Source organism: Frankia sp. R43 (assembly GCF_001306465.1).
In the GTDB taxonomy this organism is placed as follows: domain Bacteria; phylum Actinomycetota; class Actinomycetes; order Frankiales; family Frankiaceae; genus Parafrankia; species Parafrankia irregularis.
Map to the genome: position 1 here is coordinate 786,255 of NZ_LFCW01000004.1, position 16,064 is coordinate 802,318.

Sequence of the window (16,064 nt, forward strand, 5' to 3'; positions counted from 1 at the left end):
TTCCCCGCTCGGCCTGCCGACGGCCACCTTTACCGGGGCCCGGCAATCGTGATAGGCGAGCGGTATACCGAGATGTTATAGCTGGCCGCCGAAAGTTGTATTGGCCACAGTCGCCGGCAGCGTCCTAGCATCAGGAAATCCTCGCGGCGGCCGGCACCGCCGAAAGCAATGAGCCATCCGCGCCGCACGGTCCACAGGCAGGGCCGCTGCGGGTCCGAGTCGACGGCGGAAAAGGGTCGACACCCACCGCCAATGCAGAGCGGAGAGATTCATGGAAACGGATGACCGTGACTGGGCGCAGGAACTGGGACTTGACCGCCTGCCCACCCACACCATCGGAATGCGGGTTTCCGAGCTGCTCGACCTGAGCGGCAGAAAGGCGATCGTCACCGGGGCCGGCGGCGACGGGCTGGGCCAGGCCATCGCGAATCGCCTGGCCGGCCTCGGGGCCGATGTCGCGCTGGTCGGGCGCACTTTCTGGAAGGTCGAGAAGCGGGCCGCGGAGATCGAGCAGCGGTGGGGTGTGAAGGCATTCCCCGTTCTCGCCGACATGTCGGACTGGGATCAGGTGCACCGCGCGGTGCGGGAAAGCCACGAGGCACTCGGCGGGCTGGACATCATGGTGAACAACCCCGTGATGGTCGTCGGTGGCCCGTTCGAGAAGCACACCAAGGAGGACATCGACCAGACGGTACTCGGAAGCCTGACCATGATGATGTACGGCGCCCATGCCGCCCTGGAATACCTGCTTCCGCAGGGATCGGGGCGGATCCTCAACATCGGGGCGGTCGGCGGGCGGATCCAGCAGAAGGGCCTGACGGTCTACTGCGCGGCCAAGGCCGGTGTTATCGGCTTCACCCGCAACCTCGCGCACGAGGTCGCGCCGCGCGGTGTCAACGTTCTGGGCGTGGCGCCCGGAATCATGATCAATCCGACTCTGCGGCAGCGGGTTCTCGACCCGCAGAGCGAGCAGGACCTGGTGGGCCGCACCGCGGTGCTGAACTCGATCGTCAACCAGGTCCAGCTGGGACGGGTCTGCCTGCCGGAGGAGGTCGCCAACATGGTGGCCTATCTCGCCTCGGACGCCGCCAACTACATGTGCGGGCAGACCATCGACGTCGCCGGCGGCCAGTGGATGGGATGAGGAGCCGGACATGCGCGGACTCTCAGACAGGTCCTTCATCGTGGCGGGGGGGGCGACCGGTATCGGCGCCGGGGCGGCGCTGCGGCTGGGAGAGGAGGGTGCGGGCGTCGTCGTGGGTGACATCAACCTCGCCGGCGCGCAGGCGACCGTCGAGCGGATCACCAGGATCGGCGGCCAGGCGATCGCGGTGCACTTCGACCTCGCCGACGAGGAGTCCGTCCAGGCGCTGGTCGACGCGACGATCGCACGCTTCGGTGCCGTCGACGGCCTGTTCAACGTCGGCGCGGACCTCTCCCCCGGCAACCTCGGGCGGGACCGGACCCTGCTCGACACCGACCTCGACGTGTGGGCCCGCACGCTCGACGTCAACGTGGTCGGCTTCGTCCGGACGGCTCGCGCGGTTCTTCCGCACCTGCTCGCGAACGGCGGCGGGAGCATCGTCAACACCTCGTCGGGTGCGTCCGTCAGCGCCACAGATGGCAAGCGGCCCGCGTACGGGGCCTCCAAGTCGGCCGTCAACGCGCTCACCCGGCACATCGCGACCAACTGGGGCCGGGCGGGCGTGCGCTGCAACTGCGTGATGCCCGGCCTGGTCATGGGCGAGCTACAGGAACAGCAGAACGACATCGCCCTGCAGAAGATGTTCCTCGACCGGGTTCCCACGACCCGGCTGGGCCGCCCGAGCGACCTTGCCGCGGTGGTCGCGTTCCTGCTCTCCGACGACGCCGAATGGATCAACGGCCAGGTCTGGGCGATCGACGGCGGCGCCAACATGCGCAACTGACCCGCGGGCGACCGGGGAACAACCCGACAGACCGACAGACCGCAGGCGGACGGTTTCCCAGGCATGCGCGCCCACCTGCGTGCTCAAAGGAGTGATCATGGCATTACCTGACGAGCTGATGGACGCGGCCCGGGCGGCGACCGGGCTCGAGGACTTCGGTGAGCGGTCCTTCGAGGAAGGCCTGGAAATCCTCACCCGCGCCCTGCGGACCGAGGCGCGGCTGAACGCCACCGGGCAGGCGACGCTGCGCGGGCTTCTCGTCGGTCTCCTCTCCCAGCGCCTGCAGGTCGAGGACTGGTACCGACGCCATCCGGAGATCGACGACGAGCAGATCGTCGCGCCGCTGATCGGCCTGGGGCTGCCGCGCACCGGCTCGACCGCCCTTTCCTTCCTGCTCGCCGAGGATCCCGAGGCCCGCTCGCTGCGCATGTGGGAGGCCAACGCTCCGTGCCCACCGCCTTCTGTCGGCGAAGGCGTCGAGGACCGGATCGACCGCGGCCGGACGGAGGTGGAGTTCCGCACGAAGACGTCGCCGCGCCGCGGCCGGCTCGTGCCCGCCAGCGCCACCGGGCCGACCGAGTGCCAGAGCCTGATGGCGCTCGACTTCAAGGCGCACTACTTCCAGGCCTTCGCGCACATCCCCACCTATTCGAAATGGCTGCTCGAGAGCGCGGGCCTCACCACCACGTACCGGTACGAGCTGCGCGTCCTCAAACTGCTGCAGTGGGGTTTCCCGAACCAGCCCTGGCGACTCAAGTGCCCGTCCCATCTTCTTTTCCTGGACCAGCTCGCCGAGGTCTTCCCGGACGCCCGCTTCGTCATGACGCATCGGGATCCGGCCGAGGTCATGGTGTCGGTCGCGGACCTCTACGCCGCGGTCGCCCGCTCCTACTCCGACGACATCGACCTGCCCTACCTCGGCGCGCTCAACGTCGAGCACTGGTCGGTGGGAATGGAGCGAGCGCTGGCGTTCCGGGACAAAGGTGGCGACGGCCGGTTCTACGACATCGACTTCCGGGCCATGCAGCGTGATCCGATCGGTGAGGTGACCGGGCTGTACACCTGGCTGGGCGAGCCGGTCACCGCCGCCTTCGGAGCCGGAATGCGGCGCTGGTGGGAGGAGAACGCGCAGCAGCGCGAAGCCAACGTGCACCCGGACCCGGCCACCTTCGGCCTCGACATCGACGAGATCCGACCGCTGTTCGCCGCCTACACCACCCGGGCCGCGCAGTGGACCACCCGCGAGACCTCGACCAGCGGCGCAGAAGGGCACGGCCATCATGGCGACTGACCCGTCGATTTCCTTCTCCGGCGGCCTGCCCGCCGAGCGGGAGTACTTCTTCCCGGCCCGGCCGGACAATCCGCAGATGCGGGATTCGGCCAGCTTCTGGATCGCCGACGACAGGGGCGAGATCGGGCTGCCCCGGTTCGGGATCGAGGCCGTCGGTGCGAACTGGGACGAACACCTCGTCACGTTCAACCTGGTGTTCAGGGACGGCCGGGTCTACCGGCTGCGCGGCAAGGGCACCCCGCACTCACCGTTCAACGCCGCCGGCGAGCCGGCGATTCTCGGCGCCGGCGGGCTCGCGTTCGAGGTGATCGAACCGTACCGGACGTGGCGGGTGACCTACGACGGTCCGGCCGTCGCCACCACGTCACAGCGGCTCATCGACGGCGACCAGACCGGACCGACGGTCAACCTCCGCGTCGAGGTGAGCACCACGATGGCCGTGCCGCCGTGGGAGCAGGGCGCGCTCCTGACGGACGCGGCCGCGCTGCTGCACAACACCAGCGACGGCGACATGATGGGCCACGGCCCGCGGATCGAGCAGTTGTTCACCGCCGCCGGAACCGTCGAGGTCGACGGGGAGACACACACGTTCACCGGCAGTGGCCTGCGGATCAAGCGGCAGGGTGTGCGGCATCTGGAGGAGTTCCGCGGGCACGCCTGGCAGTCCGCGGTGTTCCCCAGTGGGAAGGCGTTCGGCTACATCACCTACCCGCCGCACCCGGACGGCCGGCCCGTCTTCAACGAGGGCTACCTCTATCTCGGCGAGGGGAAGCTCGTTCCCGCCCGGGTGGTCGAGGCGCCCTGGCTGCGCAGGCTGGTCCCGGCGGGTGACCCGGTGCCGGTGGTGTTCGAGTCCGAGCTCGGAATCACCCGCATCGAGGGTGTCACCGCGCTGACCACGCATGACACGGCCTTCCGGCCGGAGCTGCCGAACTTCCCGGTGCTGTTCCAGGGCGAATGCCGCTACACCTGGGACGGTGAGGAGACCTACGGCATGCTCGAGCGATCCACCGTGCGCGAACTGATCGAGTGGACATGAGCGCGGGAGGCAGTTCTCCGGCCGCGGGTCACCTGAGCCATCTGCAGCGCCTGGAGGCGGAGAGCATCCAGATCTTCCGGGAGGCCGCCGCCGAGTCGGAACGACCGGTGATGCTTTACTCGGTCGGCAAGGACAGCTCGGTCATGCTGCATCTGGCAATAAAGGCCTTCTACCCGTCGAAGCCGCCGTTCCCGCTGTTGCATGTGGACACGACGTGGAAGTTCCGGGCCATGTACGAGTTCCGTGACCGGCTGGTGGCCGAGCGGGGCCTGGATCTGGTCGTCCACCAGAACCCGGACGCGGTGCAGCGGGGCATCAACCCGTTCGACCACGGCTCCGCGCTGCACACCGACATCTGGAAGACCGAGGGCCTCAAACAGGCTCTGGACAAGTACGGGTTCGACCTCGCGTTCGGCGGGGCACGCCGCGACGAGGAGAAGTCCCGCGCCAAGGAACGGGTCTTCTCCATCCGCTCGGCGGCGCACCGGTGGGACCCGAAGGACCAGCGGCCGGAGCTGTGGAGTCTTTACAACACCCGCAAGGCACCGGGGCAGTCGATCCGGGTGTTCCCCCTGTCGAACTGGACCGAGCTGGACATCTGGCTCTACATCCACCGGGAGAACATCCCGATCGTCCCGCTCTACCTCGCCGCGCCACGGCCCGTCGTCGAACGCGACGGCGCGCTGATCATGGTGGATGACGACCGGATGCCGCTGGCCCCGGGCGAGGTCCCCGAGCAGCGCTCGATCCGCTTCCGGACACTGGGCTGCTACCCGCTGACCGGCGCCGTCGAGTCGGAGGCCTCGACACTCCTGGAAATCATCCAGGAGATGCTGCTGACGACGAGCTCGGAACGCCAGGGCCGGGTCATCGACCACGACTCGTCCGGGTCGATGGAGAAGAAGAAGCACGAGGGGTATTTCTGATGGCGCACGTGACCGACGATCTCGTCGCCGACGACATCGAAGAATACCTGCGCCGGCATGAGAACAAGTCGATGCTGCGGTTCATCACCTGCGGCAGCGTCGACGACGGCAAGTCCACCCTGATCGGCCGGCTGCTCTACGACGCGAAACTCGTCTTCTCCGACCAGCTCGCCGCCCTCGAATCCGACTCGAAGAAGGTGGGCACCCAGGGCGGCGACCTCGACTTCGCGCTGCTCGTCGACGGCCTGGCAGCCGAGCGCGAACAGGGCATCACCATCGACGTGGCCTACCGGTTCTTCTCCACCGAGAAACGCAAGTTCATCGTCGCCGACACCCCGGGCCATGAGCAGTACACACGCAACATGGTCACCGGCGCGTCGACGGCGCAGCTCGCGGTCATTCTCATCGACGCCCGCAAGGGGGTCCTCACCCAGACCCGGCGACACAGCTACCTGGTGTCACTACTCGGGATCCGTAACGTCGTCCTCGCGGTGAACAAACTCGACCTCGTCGACTACTCGCAGGACGTCTTCGCCGCGATCGAGGCCGACTACCGGGCCTTCGCCGCGCGGATCGGGCTGGAAGGCGACGCCATCCACGCCATCCCGCTCTCGGCGCTGCGCGGCGACAACATCACCGCGCCCTCGCCGAACACGCCCTGGTACACAGGGCCGACACTCGTCGGGCACCTGGAGACCGTCCAGATCGTCGACGCTGCCTCCGCCGGGCCGTTCCGGCTGCCGGTGCAGTGGGTGAACCGGCCCGACCTGGACTTCCGCGGCTTCTCCGGCCAGGTCGCCGGCGGCGTGATCCGCCCCGGCGACAAGGTCCGGGCCCTGCCCTCCGGCCGGGAAAGCACCGTCACCCGCATCGTCACCGCGGACGGCGACCTGCCCGCCGCCACCGCCGGGCAGTCCGTCACCCTCACCCTCGCCGACGAGATCGACATCTCCCGCGGCGACGTCCTCACCGCCGCCGACAACCCCGCCGAGGTCGCCGACCAGTTCGAGTGCCACCTCGTCTGGATGGCGGGCGAACCGATGCTGCCCGGCCGGCCCTACCTGCTCAAACTCGGCACCCGCACCGTCACCGCGACCATCGCCCAGCCGAAGTACAAGGTCAACGTCAACACCCTGGAACAGAGCGCGACGAAAACCCTCGAGCTCAACGAGATCGGCGTCGCGAACCTCAGCCTCGACCGGCCCGTCCCGTTCGACCCCTACACCGCCAACCGGAACACCGGCGGATTCGTTCTCATCGACCGCTTCACCCACGCCACCGTCGCCGCCGGCCTCCTGCACTTCGCGCTCCGCCGGTCGCACAACATCCACTGGCAGGCCGTCGAGGTCGACAAGGCCGCCCGCGCCCGGCGAAAGGACCAGCGCCCGGCCGTCGTCTGGTTCACCGGCCTGTCCGGCGCCGGCAAGTCGACCATCGCGAACCTCGTCGAGAAACGGCTCCACGACCAGGGTCACCACACCTACCTGCTCGACGGCGACAACATCCGCCACGGCCTCAACAAGGACCTCGGCTTCACCGAGGCCGACCGCGTCGAGAACATCCGCCGCGTCGCCGAAGTCGCAAAACTCATGGCCGACGCCGGTCTCATCGTGCTGACGGCGTTCATCTCCCCGTTCCGCGCCGAACGCCAGCTCGCTCGCGACCTCCTCGACGAAGGCGAGTTCGTCGAGGTCTTCGTCGACACCCCGTTGGACGTCGCCGAGGCCCGCGACCGCAAGGGCCTCTATGCCAAGGCCCGCCGCGGCGAACTGACCAACTTCACCGGCATCGACTCGCCGTACGAGGCGCCGATCCACCCCGAGATCCACCTCGACGCCTCCGGTGCCGCCCCCGCCGACCAGAGCGCCGAGCAGGTCGTCGCGTACCTCCGGGACGCCGGCCTTCTCGTCGCACCAGCCGAACAGGCCCCGTGACCAGCATGAACCAACTGACCGGAACGGATGATCCGAGCAACGCGAAGGATCTGACCAGCGCGGAGGATCTGACCAGCGCGGAGGGTGCGGCCGGCCTGGACGATCACGCGCTCGCCGCCTGGCTCGCCGGGCGGGCCGGCGCCCACCTGATCGCCATCCGTTCCCAGGGCGGGCAGGAAGGCGACCGGCAGTCCAACGAGCTGCTGCTGGACCTGCTGGCAGCGGCACGCCCCGACGACGCGGTCCTCTCCGAGGAGAGCGCCGACGACCTGGCGCGCCTGGACCGGGAGCGGGCCTGGGTCATCGACCCGCTCGACGGCACCCGCGAGTACGGCGAACCGCCCCGCGAGGACTGGGCCGTCCACGTCGCTCTGGCCGTGCGCGGCGAACCGGTGGTGGGCGCCGTCGCGTTGCCCGCCGCCGGTCTCGTCCTGCACACCGGCGCACCGCCGACGCTGGCCCCCCGCCCGCCGGGGCCGATCCGGCTCGCCGTCTCACGGACCCGCCCGCCGGCCTGCGTCGACCAGCTGCTCGGCCGACTGGACGCCGAACTGGTGCCGATGGGCTCCGCCGGCGCCAAGGCCATGGCGGTCGTCCGCGGCGAGGCCGATGTCTACGCCCATTCCGGCGGGCAGTACGAATGGGACTCCTGCGCACCCGTCGCCGTCGCCGCCGCCGCGGGCCTGCACGTCTCCCGGCTGGACGGAGCCGCCCTGCGCTACAACCAGCCGAATCCCTATCTCCCGGACCTTCTCATCTGCCGTCCGGCGCTCGCCGACCGCATTCTCGACGCCCTCCGGAACCTCTGACCCCGCCGCGGGAAACGGGCTCCGGCCGCCGGGTTCCCGACGGTGCGCGAATATTCCAAACAACTCAGGAAGTGACGTGGTGTTGCGCTTCATCTACCACTATCCGGAAACGAACGGAGCCGAGCGCGACATGCTCGACGCCGGTTCGCTGCAGGAAGTGGCGGCCGCGGCCGAGAAGGCCGGATTCCACGGATTCTGTCTCAGCGAGCATCCCGCCCCGGGCGCCCGCTGGCTCGACAACGGCGGCCATCAGAGCCTCGACCCGTTCGTCGCACTCGGATTCGTGGCGGCTGCCACCGAGCGGCTGCGGCTGCACACGAACCTGACCGTCGCACCGTATCGGAACCCGTTCCTGTTGGCGAAGGCCGCGGCGACCGTCGACAAGCTCTCCGGCGGGCGCATGGTGCTCGGTCTCGGGACCGGTTACATGAAATCCGAGTTCCACGCGCTCGGGGTGGACTTCGAGGAGCGCAACACCCTGTTCGACGAGGCGCTGGACGTCCTTCCGCTGCACTGGAGCGGCGAACCGTTCAGCTACCGGGGCGTGCATTTCGAGGCTCGCAACGTCATCGCCCGGCCGCGGCCGCTCCAGGCACCCATCCCGATCTGGATCGGCGGGAACTCGAAGCTGACCCGCCGCCGGGTCGCCCAGCGTGCGCAGGGCTGGATGCCGCTGATCGGGCCGCCGGAGCTCAGCAGCGCCGTCCGCACGGCCGCGATCGGCTCGCTGGCCGACCTCGCCGAGCGCATCAGCGAGGTCCGTGACGCCGCTGCGGCCGCCGGGCGCACGGACATGATCGACGTGCAGTACTCCTACAAGGACCGGTCCATGGCCACGCCCACCCTCGACGCCGACCGGCACCGCGCGGCCCTGGCCGACATCGAGAAGGCCGGCGTCACCACCGTCGTCATCTCCAGCCCGTCGGTCTCGGCCCAGGCCACCGTCGAGTTCCTCGAGGCCTTCGGCGCCACCTACCTGTTCTGACAGCCCACGAGACGACCGACAACCGGAGCCTTTACCTCCATTTCGCTGCGATGAAAGGCAGCTCACTGCTAGAGTCCGCCATCGTGCTGGAGTTGGGCCAGTAGCGGGCAGCTGTTCGGAGTGGCCGACGAGTTCCGCTCGGCCGCTCCGCAGCCCGGTTCCTCGGTCCGGCGAATCATCCTGGCTTCGGCACACCATGCCGACGCCCGTCGATGATTCCGACCCGGCCACCGAGGAGAGAACGTGAAACTGGGCTTTGCCATGCCGCATCTGTTGCGACTGAAGGCCACCTGCCAGCCGTGGGAGGCAGCCGTGACCGGCGCCGACCAGACCCGACTGGCACGGTGGGCGGAGAAGCTCGGCTACGCCATGATCGCGGTGCCCGAGCACCACATCATTCCCAGGGCACATGTCGACCTGTCGGGGCCGCACTATTTCAGCGCCTTCCCGGCCATGGGTTACTGGGCGGGCGCGACGGAGCAGATCCGGGTCAACTCCTGCATCTCGATCCTGCCGTTGCAGAACCCGATCGTGACCGCGAAGGCGATCTCCACGATCGACTGGCTTTCCAGCGGCCGGGTCACGGTGACGTTCGCGGTCGGCTGGCTCAAGGAGGAGTTCGACATCCTCGGTGTTCCCTTCCACGAGCGCGGTGCGCGGGCCGAGGAGTACATCCGAGCGATCATCGAGCTGTGGACCAGCGACACGCCGGAGTTCGAGGGGCGGTTCGTCTCGTTCCGGGATGTCGCCTTCGAGCCGAAGCCCGTCCAGAAGCCGCATCCGGTGGTCTGGTTCGGCGGTGACGCCGACCCGGCGCTGCGGCGGGTCGCCCGCTACTCGTCCGGGTGGTGGCCGTTCCTCACCAGGCCCGAGGACATTCCGGCCCGGCTCGACTTCATCAGATCCCAGCCCGACTACAACGGCCGTCTGGCCGAGGTGTTCTACGGCCTGGGCACCGCCCGGATCGGCGAGGGCCATGCCGTCAGGAAGGACCCGCACGCCCGGCCTGGAATGCCGAAGCAGGAGATCATCGACCGCCTCGGCTGGTTCTCGGAACTCGGCGTCACCATGAGCTCGGTGCCCGTTCCCAGCCTCAACCACATCGAGGAGTACTACGACTACACCCAGTGGGTCGCCGAGGAGATCATGCCCGCGATTCGCTGACGTGGCAGGCACTTCTACGCGCCGGTCGGGGAACTCGGACCTACTCGCGGCACCTAGGAAGCGAGGGATTGGCCCCGTCGACTCCGAAGCTCTACCGGCTCCCGCCCCAGGGTGCGGGGCCGCCCCCGGTCCTCAATCCGACCCGGCCGCCTCCCCCAGTCGGTTAACGATCATCCCCGGCGGAACTCGCGGGCCATGCGCGCGCCGGGGCGATAAGGTCCCCCCGACGTCGACGATGGGGTAGACGGATGGACACGCAACAGCCGGTAGACAGCACAGGCCCACGCGATCGCTGGTGGGGGTCCTACGCGAGCCGGGCATCCGGGATGCTCGCCTCCGAGGTCCGGGCCCTGTTCGCGGTCGCGAGCCGGCCGGAGATCGTGTCCCTCGCCGGTGGCATGCCCGCCGTCGACGCGCTCCCCCTCGAAGCGGTCGCGGCCACCACGTCAGACCTGATCACCCGGCGCGGGGCCGTCGCGCTGCAGTACGGCTCGGCGCAGGGCGACCCGCAGCTGCGGGCCCGGATCTGCGACGTGATGGCCATGGAGGGCATCACGGACGCCCACCCGGACAACGTGGTGGTGACCGTCGGCTCACAGCAGGCGCTGGACCTGCTCACCAGGGTGTTCATCGACCCCGGGGACGTCGTCCTCACCGAGGGCCCGACGTACGTCACCGCGATCAACACATTCGCCGCCTACCAGGCGCGGGTCGTGCACGTGCCGATGGACGCCGACGGGCTCAGCCCGGAGGCGCTCCGGGAGACCCTGGCCCGGCTTGCCACCGAAGGCTCCCGGGTGAAGATGCTCTACACGGTGCCGACGTTCCAGAACCCGAGCGGTGTCACCCTCACGGTCCCGCGCCGTGGCGAGGTGGTCGAGGCCTGCCGGCGCGCCGGGGTTCTGGTGGTCGAGGACAACCCGTACGGGCTGCTCTCGTTCAACGGCGATCCGATCCGCGCGATGCGCGCGGACGCCCCCGACGATGTCGTCTACCTGGGCTCGTTCTCGAAGACGCTCGCGCCGGGGATGCGGGTCGGCTGGGCGCTGGCGCCGCCTCCGGTGGCGGCCCGCCTGGTCCTCGCCGCGGAGTCCGCGATTCTGTCGCACTCGATGTTCACCCAGCTCACAGTCGAGCAGTACCTGGCGACCCAACCGTGGCCCGAGCAGCTCAAAGCCTTCCGGGAGATGTACCGGGAACGCCGGGACGCCATGCTCGAAACCCTCGCCGAGACCATGCCGGCCGACAGCACCTGGACCCGGCCGGACGGCGGGTTCTTCATCTGGCTCACGCTGCCGGAAGGCGTCGACGCGAAGGCGATGCTGCCCCGGGCGATCGCCGCCCGGGTCGCCTACGTCCCCGGAACCGGCTTCTACGCGGATGGATCCGGCCGAAACGCGATCCGGATCTCCTACTGCTATCCGCCACCGGACCGGGTCCGTGAGGGCGTGCGCCGGCTCGCCCGGGTGTTGCACGCCGAGCTCGACCTACGCGACACGTTCGCCCCCCGCCGTCCCAACGACCAGTGAAGGGCACCACGATGACCGACCTGGGACGTGTGCTCGTCCTCGCCGGAGGCCTGTCCGTCGAGCGGGAGGTCTCACTGAGTTCAGGCAGCCGGCTCCACGAGGCGCTGAGCCGCATCGGGGTCGACACCGAACTCCGTGACGTCGACGACGCGACCCTGACCGCGCTCGCGGGGGACCCGCCCGCGGTCGTGATCCCTGTCCTGCACGGAACCTCCGGGGAGGACGGCACGATCCGCGAGGTGCTCGACCTGTACGGTCTGCCGTACGTCGGCGCGGAACCGGCGGCGTGCCGATCAGCGTTCGACAAGGCCGCCGCGAAGGCGACCGTGACCGCGTCCGGGATCAGCACCCCGCGGGCCGTCACGCTGCCCCGTGAGGCGTTCCACGATCTGGGTGCGGCCCAGCTCATCGACCGTGTTGTGGGCCGGCTCGGCCTGCCGCTGGTGGTGAAGCCCCGCGCGGGCGGGTCGTCGTTCGGAGTCGGGCGGGTCGAGGAGGCCGGGCAGCTCGCCGAGGCGCTGATGGCCTGCTTCGGCTATCACGACTGGGCGCTCATCGAGCAGGCCGTCACCGGCGTTGAGATCGCCGTCGGTGTCGTGGACACCGGCAGTGGTCCGATCGCACTGCCCGCGGTCGAGATCGAGCCGGTGACCGGCCCGTACGACTACGCCGCGCGGTATACCCCGGGCGCCACCACGTTCATCACCCCGGCCCGGCTGCCCGCCGCGGTGCTGGACGCCGCAGCGGCAGCGGCCGTCACGGCACACCAGGCGCTCGGGTTGCGTGACCTGTCCCGCACGGACCTGATCGTGGACGCCGCCGGGGTGCCGCGGTTCCTGGAGGTGAACGTGGCGCCGGGGATGACCGACACCAGCACCTGGCCGATGGGTCTGGAAGCCGCCGGACTTGAGTTCGGGGTGGTGTGCCGGGACCTGGCGGCAGCCGCGCAGAACCGGTCCCGGCGTCGCTGACCGGCAGGCGCGGTCCTCCGACCGCACCGACCGCACCGACCGCACCGACCGCACCGACCGCACCGACGATCACAACAGGTACGGAACCGACCCCGTAGAGCCACCCAATCCAACCCCCGAGCAGCGATTATTTGGCGTCCTATATTTTTATGGCCGCCTAGATTGCGGATCTTGAGGGGGACATATGGCGGACGGTGTCAGGCACGCGGCGCGGCCGGCCGGAACCCGGTTGCTGGGCCTCGGGGCCTACCGCCCGGCACAGCTGATCACCAGCGAGGAGCTGGGCCACCGCTTCGGCCGCACGGCCCAGTGGATCGAGTCCCGCACCGGTTTCGCGACCCGGCGGGTCGCCGCGGCGGACGAGACCGTGCACAGCATGGCGACCGTGGCGGCGCAGGAGGCGGTGCACGACAGCCAGGTGTCCGCGGCGGAGATCGACCTCGTCATCGCGGCGACCTGCAGCACCGACGGGACGGGCGGCGTCGCCGCCGAGGTCGCCGCCGCGTTGGGCGCGCCGCACGCGGGGGCCCTCGACCTCAACGCCGCCTGCGCCGGCTTCTGCTACGCGGTCGCGGCGGCCTCGGACGCGGTGCGGGCCGGTTCGGCGCGCCACGTGGTCGTCGTCGCGTCCGAGAAGATGACGGCGCGGGTCGACCCCGATGACCTGGGCACATCGATCATCTTCGGGGACGGGGCCGGCGCAGCTGTGATCGGCCCGGGCGGCGACGACGCGATCGGGCCGGTCGTCTGGGGCCACGACGGCTCCCAGTCGTCGCTCATCCGGATCGACGAGACCACCGGTCGGCTGCGGATGGAGGGCCAGGCGGTCTTCCGGTGGGCCGTCTCCACCGCCCTCGACGTCGCGCTCGCCGCCTGTGCGCGGGCCGGGATCTCGCCGGCCGATCTGGCCGCCTTCGTCCCGCACCAGGCCAACCTGCGCATCGTGGACGCCGTCGCGGCCAAGATCGGCGCGACCTCGGCCGTGGTCGCCCGCGACGGCGCCGACTGCGGGAACACCTCGGCCGCGTCCATCCCACTCGCGCTGCACGGGCTGCGCCGCCAGCGCGCGGTCGCCGCGGGAGACCTGGCGCTGCTGGTCGGCTTCGGCGCCGGGCTGAGCTGGGCCGCCCAGGTCGTCCGCGTGCCCTGACAGCCTCCGCGTCCCGCCACCGGGACAAGCGCTGTCCTGCACGCGGACCGGCCCGGCTGACACACTTCGAGCCATGAGCCTCACCGCCGCCCAGGGGCCGCTGGGCCCGACGCCCGCCGGGCGCTTCTCCGCCCCGGTGCCCGCCGGTGTCGTCTATGTCGAGCCGCACCCGCGCCGGGTGCAGGCCGTCCGCGACGGCCAGAAGGTGATCGACACCGAGGCGGCGGTGCTCGTGCACCGGTCGATGCGGCCGCTGGCCTACGCGTTCCCGCTCGACGTGGTGGGCACCCTGCCCGGCGAGCCGCTGCCCGAGGCACCGGGCTATTTCACGATCCCGTGGGACGCCGTCGACGAATGGTGGGAGGAGGGGCGCCGGCTCGTGCACTACCCGGCGAACCCCTACCACCGGGTCGACTGCCGGCCGACGACGCGCCGCCTGCGAGTCGAGGCCGCCGGTGAGGTCCTGGTGGACACGTCCGACACCGTGATCCTCTTCGAGACGTCGCTGAACGCCAGGCTCTACGTGGATCCGGTGCACGTCCGGACCGACCTGCTGCGGCGCAGCGGCACCACGAGCTACTGCAACTACAAGGGCAACGCCACCTGGTGGACGGCCGTGGTCGGCGACACCGTCCTCGCGGACGTCGCCTGGAGCTACGACGAGCCGTTGCCCGAGAGCCTGCAGGTCGGCGGCTTCCTCAGCTTCGACCCGGAGGTCTGCACGGTCACCGCGGAACTCCCGGCCGGGTCCGTCATGCCGGAGAACATGTGCGACGGCTCGTGCGCGGTCCCCGTCCGCGTGGGCTGAGCGCTCCTGCTCCCCCGCGAAGTATTCCCTGGAAACACGAGTGGTGTGCCGGGCCGACAATCGCGGCCGGCCCGGCACACCATCTGCGCTTAGTGCTGACTGTCTGCCAGATCAGCAGTCGCGGGTGAAGGGCTTGTTGGCGAAGCGGTCGGCGAGGAAGTTCACGGCGTCACTCTGCGAGGTGAAGATGACGGTGGCGTGCTCGCCGAGGTAGTCCTTCCAACGGACAGGTGCCCCCGCCGCGCAGTAGGTGTCCTTCAACGCCACGCCCTGCGGCCGCGCGACCAGTTCGTCGATCGGCCAGGCGTGCCACATGAAGGTCGGCACCTTCGGCGCGACCGCGCCCAGCTTCTGCTCGTTGAGGCGGGTCTGCCAGGCCACGGTGTTCAGCGGGTTGCTCGTCGTGTAGTCGCTGATCTTCCGGAACGGGTAGATGATCAGTGATTCCACACAGTCGTCACTGAAGTCACCGAAGAACTTCTTGCCGTTGGCGTTGAGGTAGCTTTCCAGGTCCAGTTCGGGGTAGGCCGCGTCGAGCCCGAGGGCGGCCATCGCCAGGACGGCGAAACCGAGGCCGCCGTCAAGCTGCTTGGAGACCGCCAGCAGATCGGCGGGAATGCCGCCGGCCGAGATGGCCTTCAGGTTCAGTTCCGGGGCGTAGCTGGGCTGCAGTTCGCCGGCCCACGCGGCGGCGCCGCCACCCTGCGAGTAACCCAGCAGGCCGACGGGGTTCGCGGTGCTCAGGCCGGTCTCCGGCAGCCGCTGGGCGGCGCGCACGATGTCGAGGACCGCACGGCCCTCGGAACGACCGACGACGTAGGTGTGTGTCCCGGGGGTGCCGAGCCCTTCGTAGTCGGTCATTGTCACGGCGAAGCCCTTGGCGAGTGCCTTGTCGATGAAGCCCTGGTTCTGGGCAACACTGACCAGCGGGTTCTTCGACGGGGCGCATCCGTCGCCCAGACCGACGGTGCCGGAGCCGAGCGAGACGATCGGCATGCCGACCGGGCTCTTGCCCTTCGGCACGTAGATCGTGCCGGAGACCGCGTTCGGCTGCCCCAGCGCGTTCTGGGAGAGGTACAGGACGAGGTACGAGCTCGCGTTGCCGGAATCGGCCTGCTTGCGGTACCAGATCACGTCACCGGGATTACCCGCGGGCAGCGGGGACGGTGGGGTGTAGAAGGCATCGCCGGCCGGTCCTTCGACAGCGGCGGCGGCAGGAGTGGCGATCGCGGCCGGAAGCACGACGCCCAGCGTGGCAAGTGCCAGCGCTGCCGCGAGTGAGCCGATTTTCGTTCGTGACCACAGACCTCGGCTCGATAAGTTCGGGCGCATGTCGATCAACCTTCTTTCCTTGTCCCGGTAACGGCGCGGCAGCGGTCGCGACCGATCCCCGGAGCCGGGAGGGCTCCGGACAACAGCGCGGCCGAGCACCGCCTTCCAGCAAGTTACCGGTGGGTGTTACCAGCGGGTGTTACCTACCGGTAGGGTCCGGACCGTAGCAAGTCCGGCGCCTTTTGCCCATACCGAGAC

General features: G+C 69.6%; 14 protein-coding genes. 13 read left to right on the top strand and 1 reads right to left on the bottom strand.

The genetic code is table 11. The features are described from left to right. The first annotated feature begins 271 nt into the window (after positions 1 to 271). The 13 genes from ACG83_RS20495 (at position 272) to ACG83_RS20555 (ending at position 14,534) form a co-directional block, all read left to right on the top strand. Positions 272 to 1,144, top strand: coding sequence for an SDR family NAD(P)-dependent oxidoreductase (locus ACG83_RS20495; protein ID WP_054567785.1), 873 nt, complete (start codon positions 272 to 274; stop codon positions 1,142 to 1,144). Between the two features lie 10 nt (positions 1,145 to 1,154). Further along, on the top strand, positions 1,155 to 1,928 hold the full coding sequence (locus ACG83_RS20500; RefSeq protein ID WP_054567786.1) for an SDR family NAD(P)-dependent oxidoreductase: 774 nt from the start codon (positions 1,155 to 1,157) through the stop codon (positions 1,926 to 1,928). A gap of 97 nt (positions 1,929 to 2,025) precedes the next feature. Continuing rightward, positions 2,026 to 3,219 (top strand): sulfotransferase, encoded by a 1,194-nt coding sequence (locus ACG83_RS20505; RefSeq protein ID WP_054567964.1) that lies wholly within the window; start codon positions 2,026 to 2,028, stop codon positions 3,217 to 3,219. After that, the gene (locus ACG83_RS20510) at positions 3,209 to 4,258 is read left to right on the top strand and encodes a hypothetical protein (RefSeq protein WP_054567787.1); all 1,050 of its coding nucleotides are present in this window, start codon (positions 3,209 to 3,211) and stop codon (positions 4,256 to 4,258) included. Before ACG83_RS20505 ends, ACG83_RS20510 begins: the two co-directional genes overlap by 11 nt. Next, entirely contained in the window at positions 4,255 to 5,184 is a 930-nt protein-coding gene (cysD, locus tag ACG83_RS20515) for a sulfate adenylyltransferase subunit CysD (protein WP_054567965.1), read from the top strand. Before ACG83_RS20510 ends, cysD begins: the two co-directional genes overlap by 4 nt. Next, on the top strand, positions 5,184 to 7,118 hold the full coding sequence (cysN, locus tag ACG83_RS20520; protein ID WP_054567788.1) for a sulfate adenylyltransferase subunit CysN: 1,935 nt from the start codon (positions 5,184 to 5,186) through the stop codon (positions 7,116 to 7,118). The genes cysD and cysN overlap by 1 nt, the downstream gene beginning before the upstream one ends. Positions 7,119 to 7,213: 95 nt before the next feature. Next, entirely contained in the window at positions 7,214 to 7,927 is a 714-nt protein-coding gene (locus tag ACG83_RS20525; protein ID WP_054567966.1) for a 3'(2'),5'-bisphosphate nucleotidase CysQ, read from the top strand. 82 nt (positions 7,928 to 8,009) lie between these two features. After that, positions 8,010 to 8,912, top strand: coding sequence for an LLM class F420-dependent oxidoreductase (locus ACG83_RS20530; RefSeq protein WP_054567967.1), 903 nt, complete (start codon positions 8,010 to 8,012; stop codon positions 8,910 to 8,912). Between the two features lie 243 nt (positions 8,913 to 9,155). Beyond that, complete coding sequence (locus ACG83_RS20535) at positions 9,156 to 10,076, top strand: TIGR03619 family F420-dependent LLM class oxidoreductase (protein ID WP_054567789.1); 921 nt, start codon at positions 9,156 to 9,158, stop codon at positions 10,074 to 10,076. 326 nt (positions 10,077 to 10,402) lie between these two features. After that, the gene (locus ACG83_RS20540) at positions 10,403 to 11,605 is read left to right on the top strand and encodes a PLP-dependent aminotransferase family protein (protein WP_054567790.1); all 1,203 of its coding nucleotides are present in this window, start codon (positions 10,403 to 10,405) and stop codon (positions 11,603 to 11,605) included. A gap of 11 nt (positions 11,606 to 11,616) precedes the next feature. After that, positions 11,617 to 12,576, top strand: coding sequence for a D-alanine--D-alanine ligase (locus ACG83_RS20545; protein ID WP_054567968.1), 960 nt, complete (start codon positions 11,617 to 11,619; stop codon positions 12,574 to 12,576). 184 nt (positions 12,577 to 12,760) lie between these two features. Beyond that, positions 12,761 to 13,726 carry a beta-ketoacyl-ACP synthase 3 gene (locus ACG83_RS20550; protein WP_054567791.1) on the top strand — a complete coding sequence of 322 codons (966 nt, stop codon included), beginning with the start codon at positions 12,761 to 12,763 and terminating at the stop codon, positions 13,724 to 13,726. Positions 13,727 to 13,799: 73 nt separating this feature from the next. After that, a complete protein-coding gene (locus ACG83_RS20555) occupies positions 13,800 to 14,534 on the top strand; it encodes a DUF427 domain-containing protein (RefSeq protein ID WP_054567792.1) in 735 nt (244 codons plus the stop codon). Positions 14,535 to 14,645: 111 nt separating this feature from the next. Here ACG83_RS20555 and ACG83_RS20560 read toward each other — a convergent pair whose 3' ends face one another. Next, positions 14,646 to 15,866 carry a lipase family protein gene (locus ACG83_RS20560; RefSeq protein ID WP_083473428.1) on the bottom strand — a complete coding sequence of 407 codons (1,221 nt, stop codon included), beginning with the start codon at positions 15,864 to 15,866 and terminating at the stop codon, positions 14,646 to 14,648. Between the last annotated feature and the right edge of the window lie 198 nt (positions 15,867 to 16,064).

Coding starts and splice junctions, on each gene's coding strand:
- ACG83_RS20545 (WP_054567968.1), top strand. CDS start 11,617: ATGACCGACCTGGGACGTGTGCTCGTCCTCGCCGGAGGCCTGTCCGTC.
- cysN (WP_054567788.1), top strand. CDS start 5,184: ATGGCGCACGTGACCGACGATCTCGTCGCCGACGACATCGAAGAATAC.
- ACG83_RS20495 (WP_054567785.1), top strand. CDS start 272: ATGGAAACGGATGACCGTGACTGGGCGCAGGAACTGGGACTTGACCGC.
- ACG83_RS20560 (WP_083473428.1), bottom strand. CDS start 15,866: ATGCGCCCGAACTTATCGAGCCGAGGTCTGTGGTCACGAACGAAAATC.
- cysD (WP_054567965.1), top strand. CDS start 4,255: ATGAGCGCGGGAGGCAGTTCTCCGGCCGCGGGTCACCTGAGCCATCTG.
- ACG83_RS20550 (WP_054567791.1), top strand. CDS start 12,761: ATGGCGGACGGTGTCAGGCACGCGGCGCGGCCGGCCGGAACCCGGTTG.
- ACG83_RS20500 (WP_054567786.1), top strand. CDS start 1,155: ATGCGCGGACTCTCAGACAGGTCCTTCATCGTGGCGGGGGGGGCGACC.
- ACG83_RS20510 (WP_054567787.1), top strand. CDS start 3,209: ATGGCGACTGACCCGTCGATTTCCTTCTCCGGCGGCCTGCCCGCCGAG.
- ACG83_RS20505 (WP_054567964.1), top strand. CDS start 2,026: ATGGCATTACCTGACGAGCTGATGGACGCGGCCCGGGCGGCGACCGGG.
- ACG83_RS20540 (WP_054567790.1), top strand. CDS start 10,403: ATGCTCGCCTCCGAGGTCCGGGCCCTGTTCGCGGTCGCGAGCCGGCCG.
- ACG83_RS20555 (WP_054567792.1), top strand. CDS start 13,800: ATGAGCCTCACCGCCGCCCAGGGGCCGCTGGGCCCGACGCCCGCCGGG.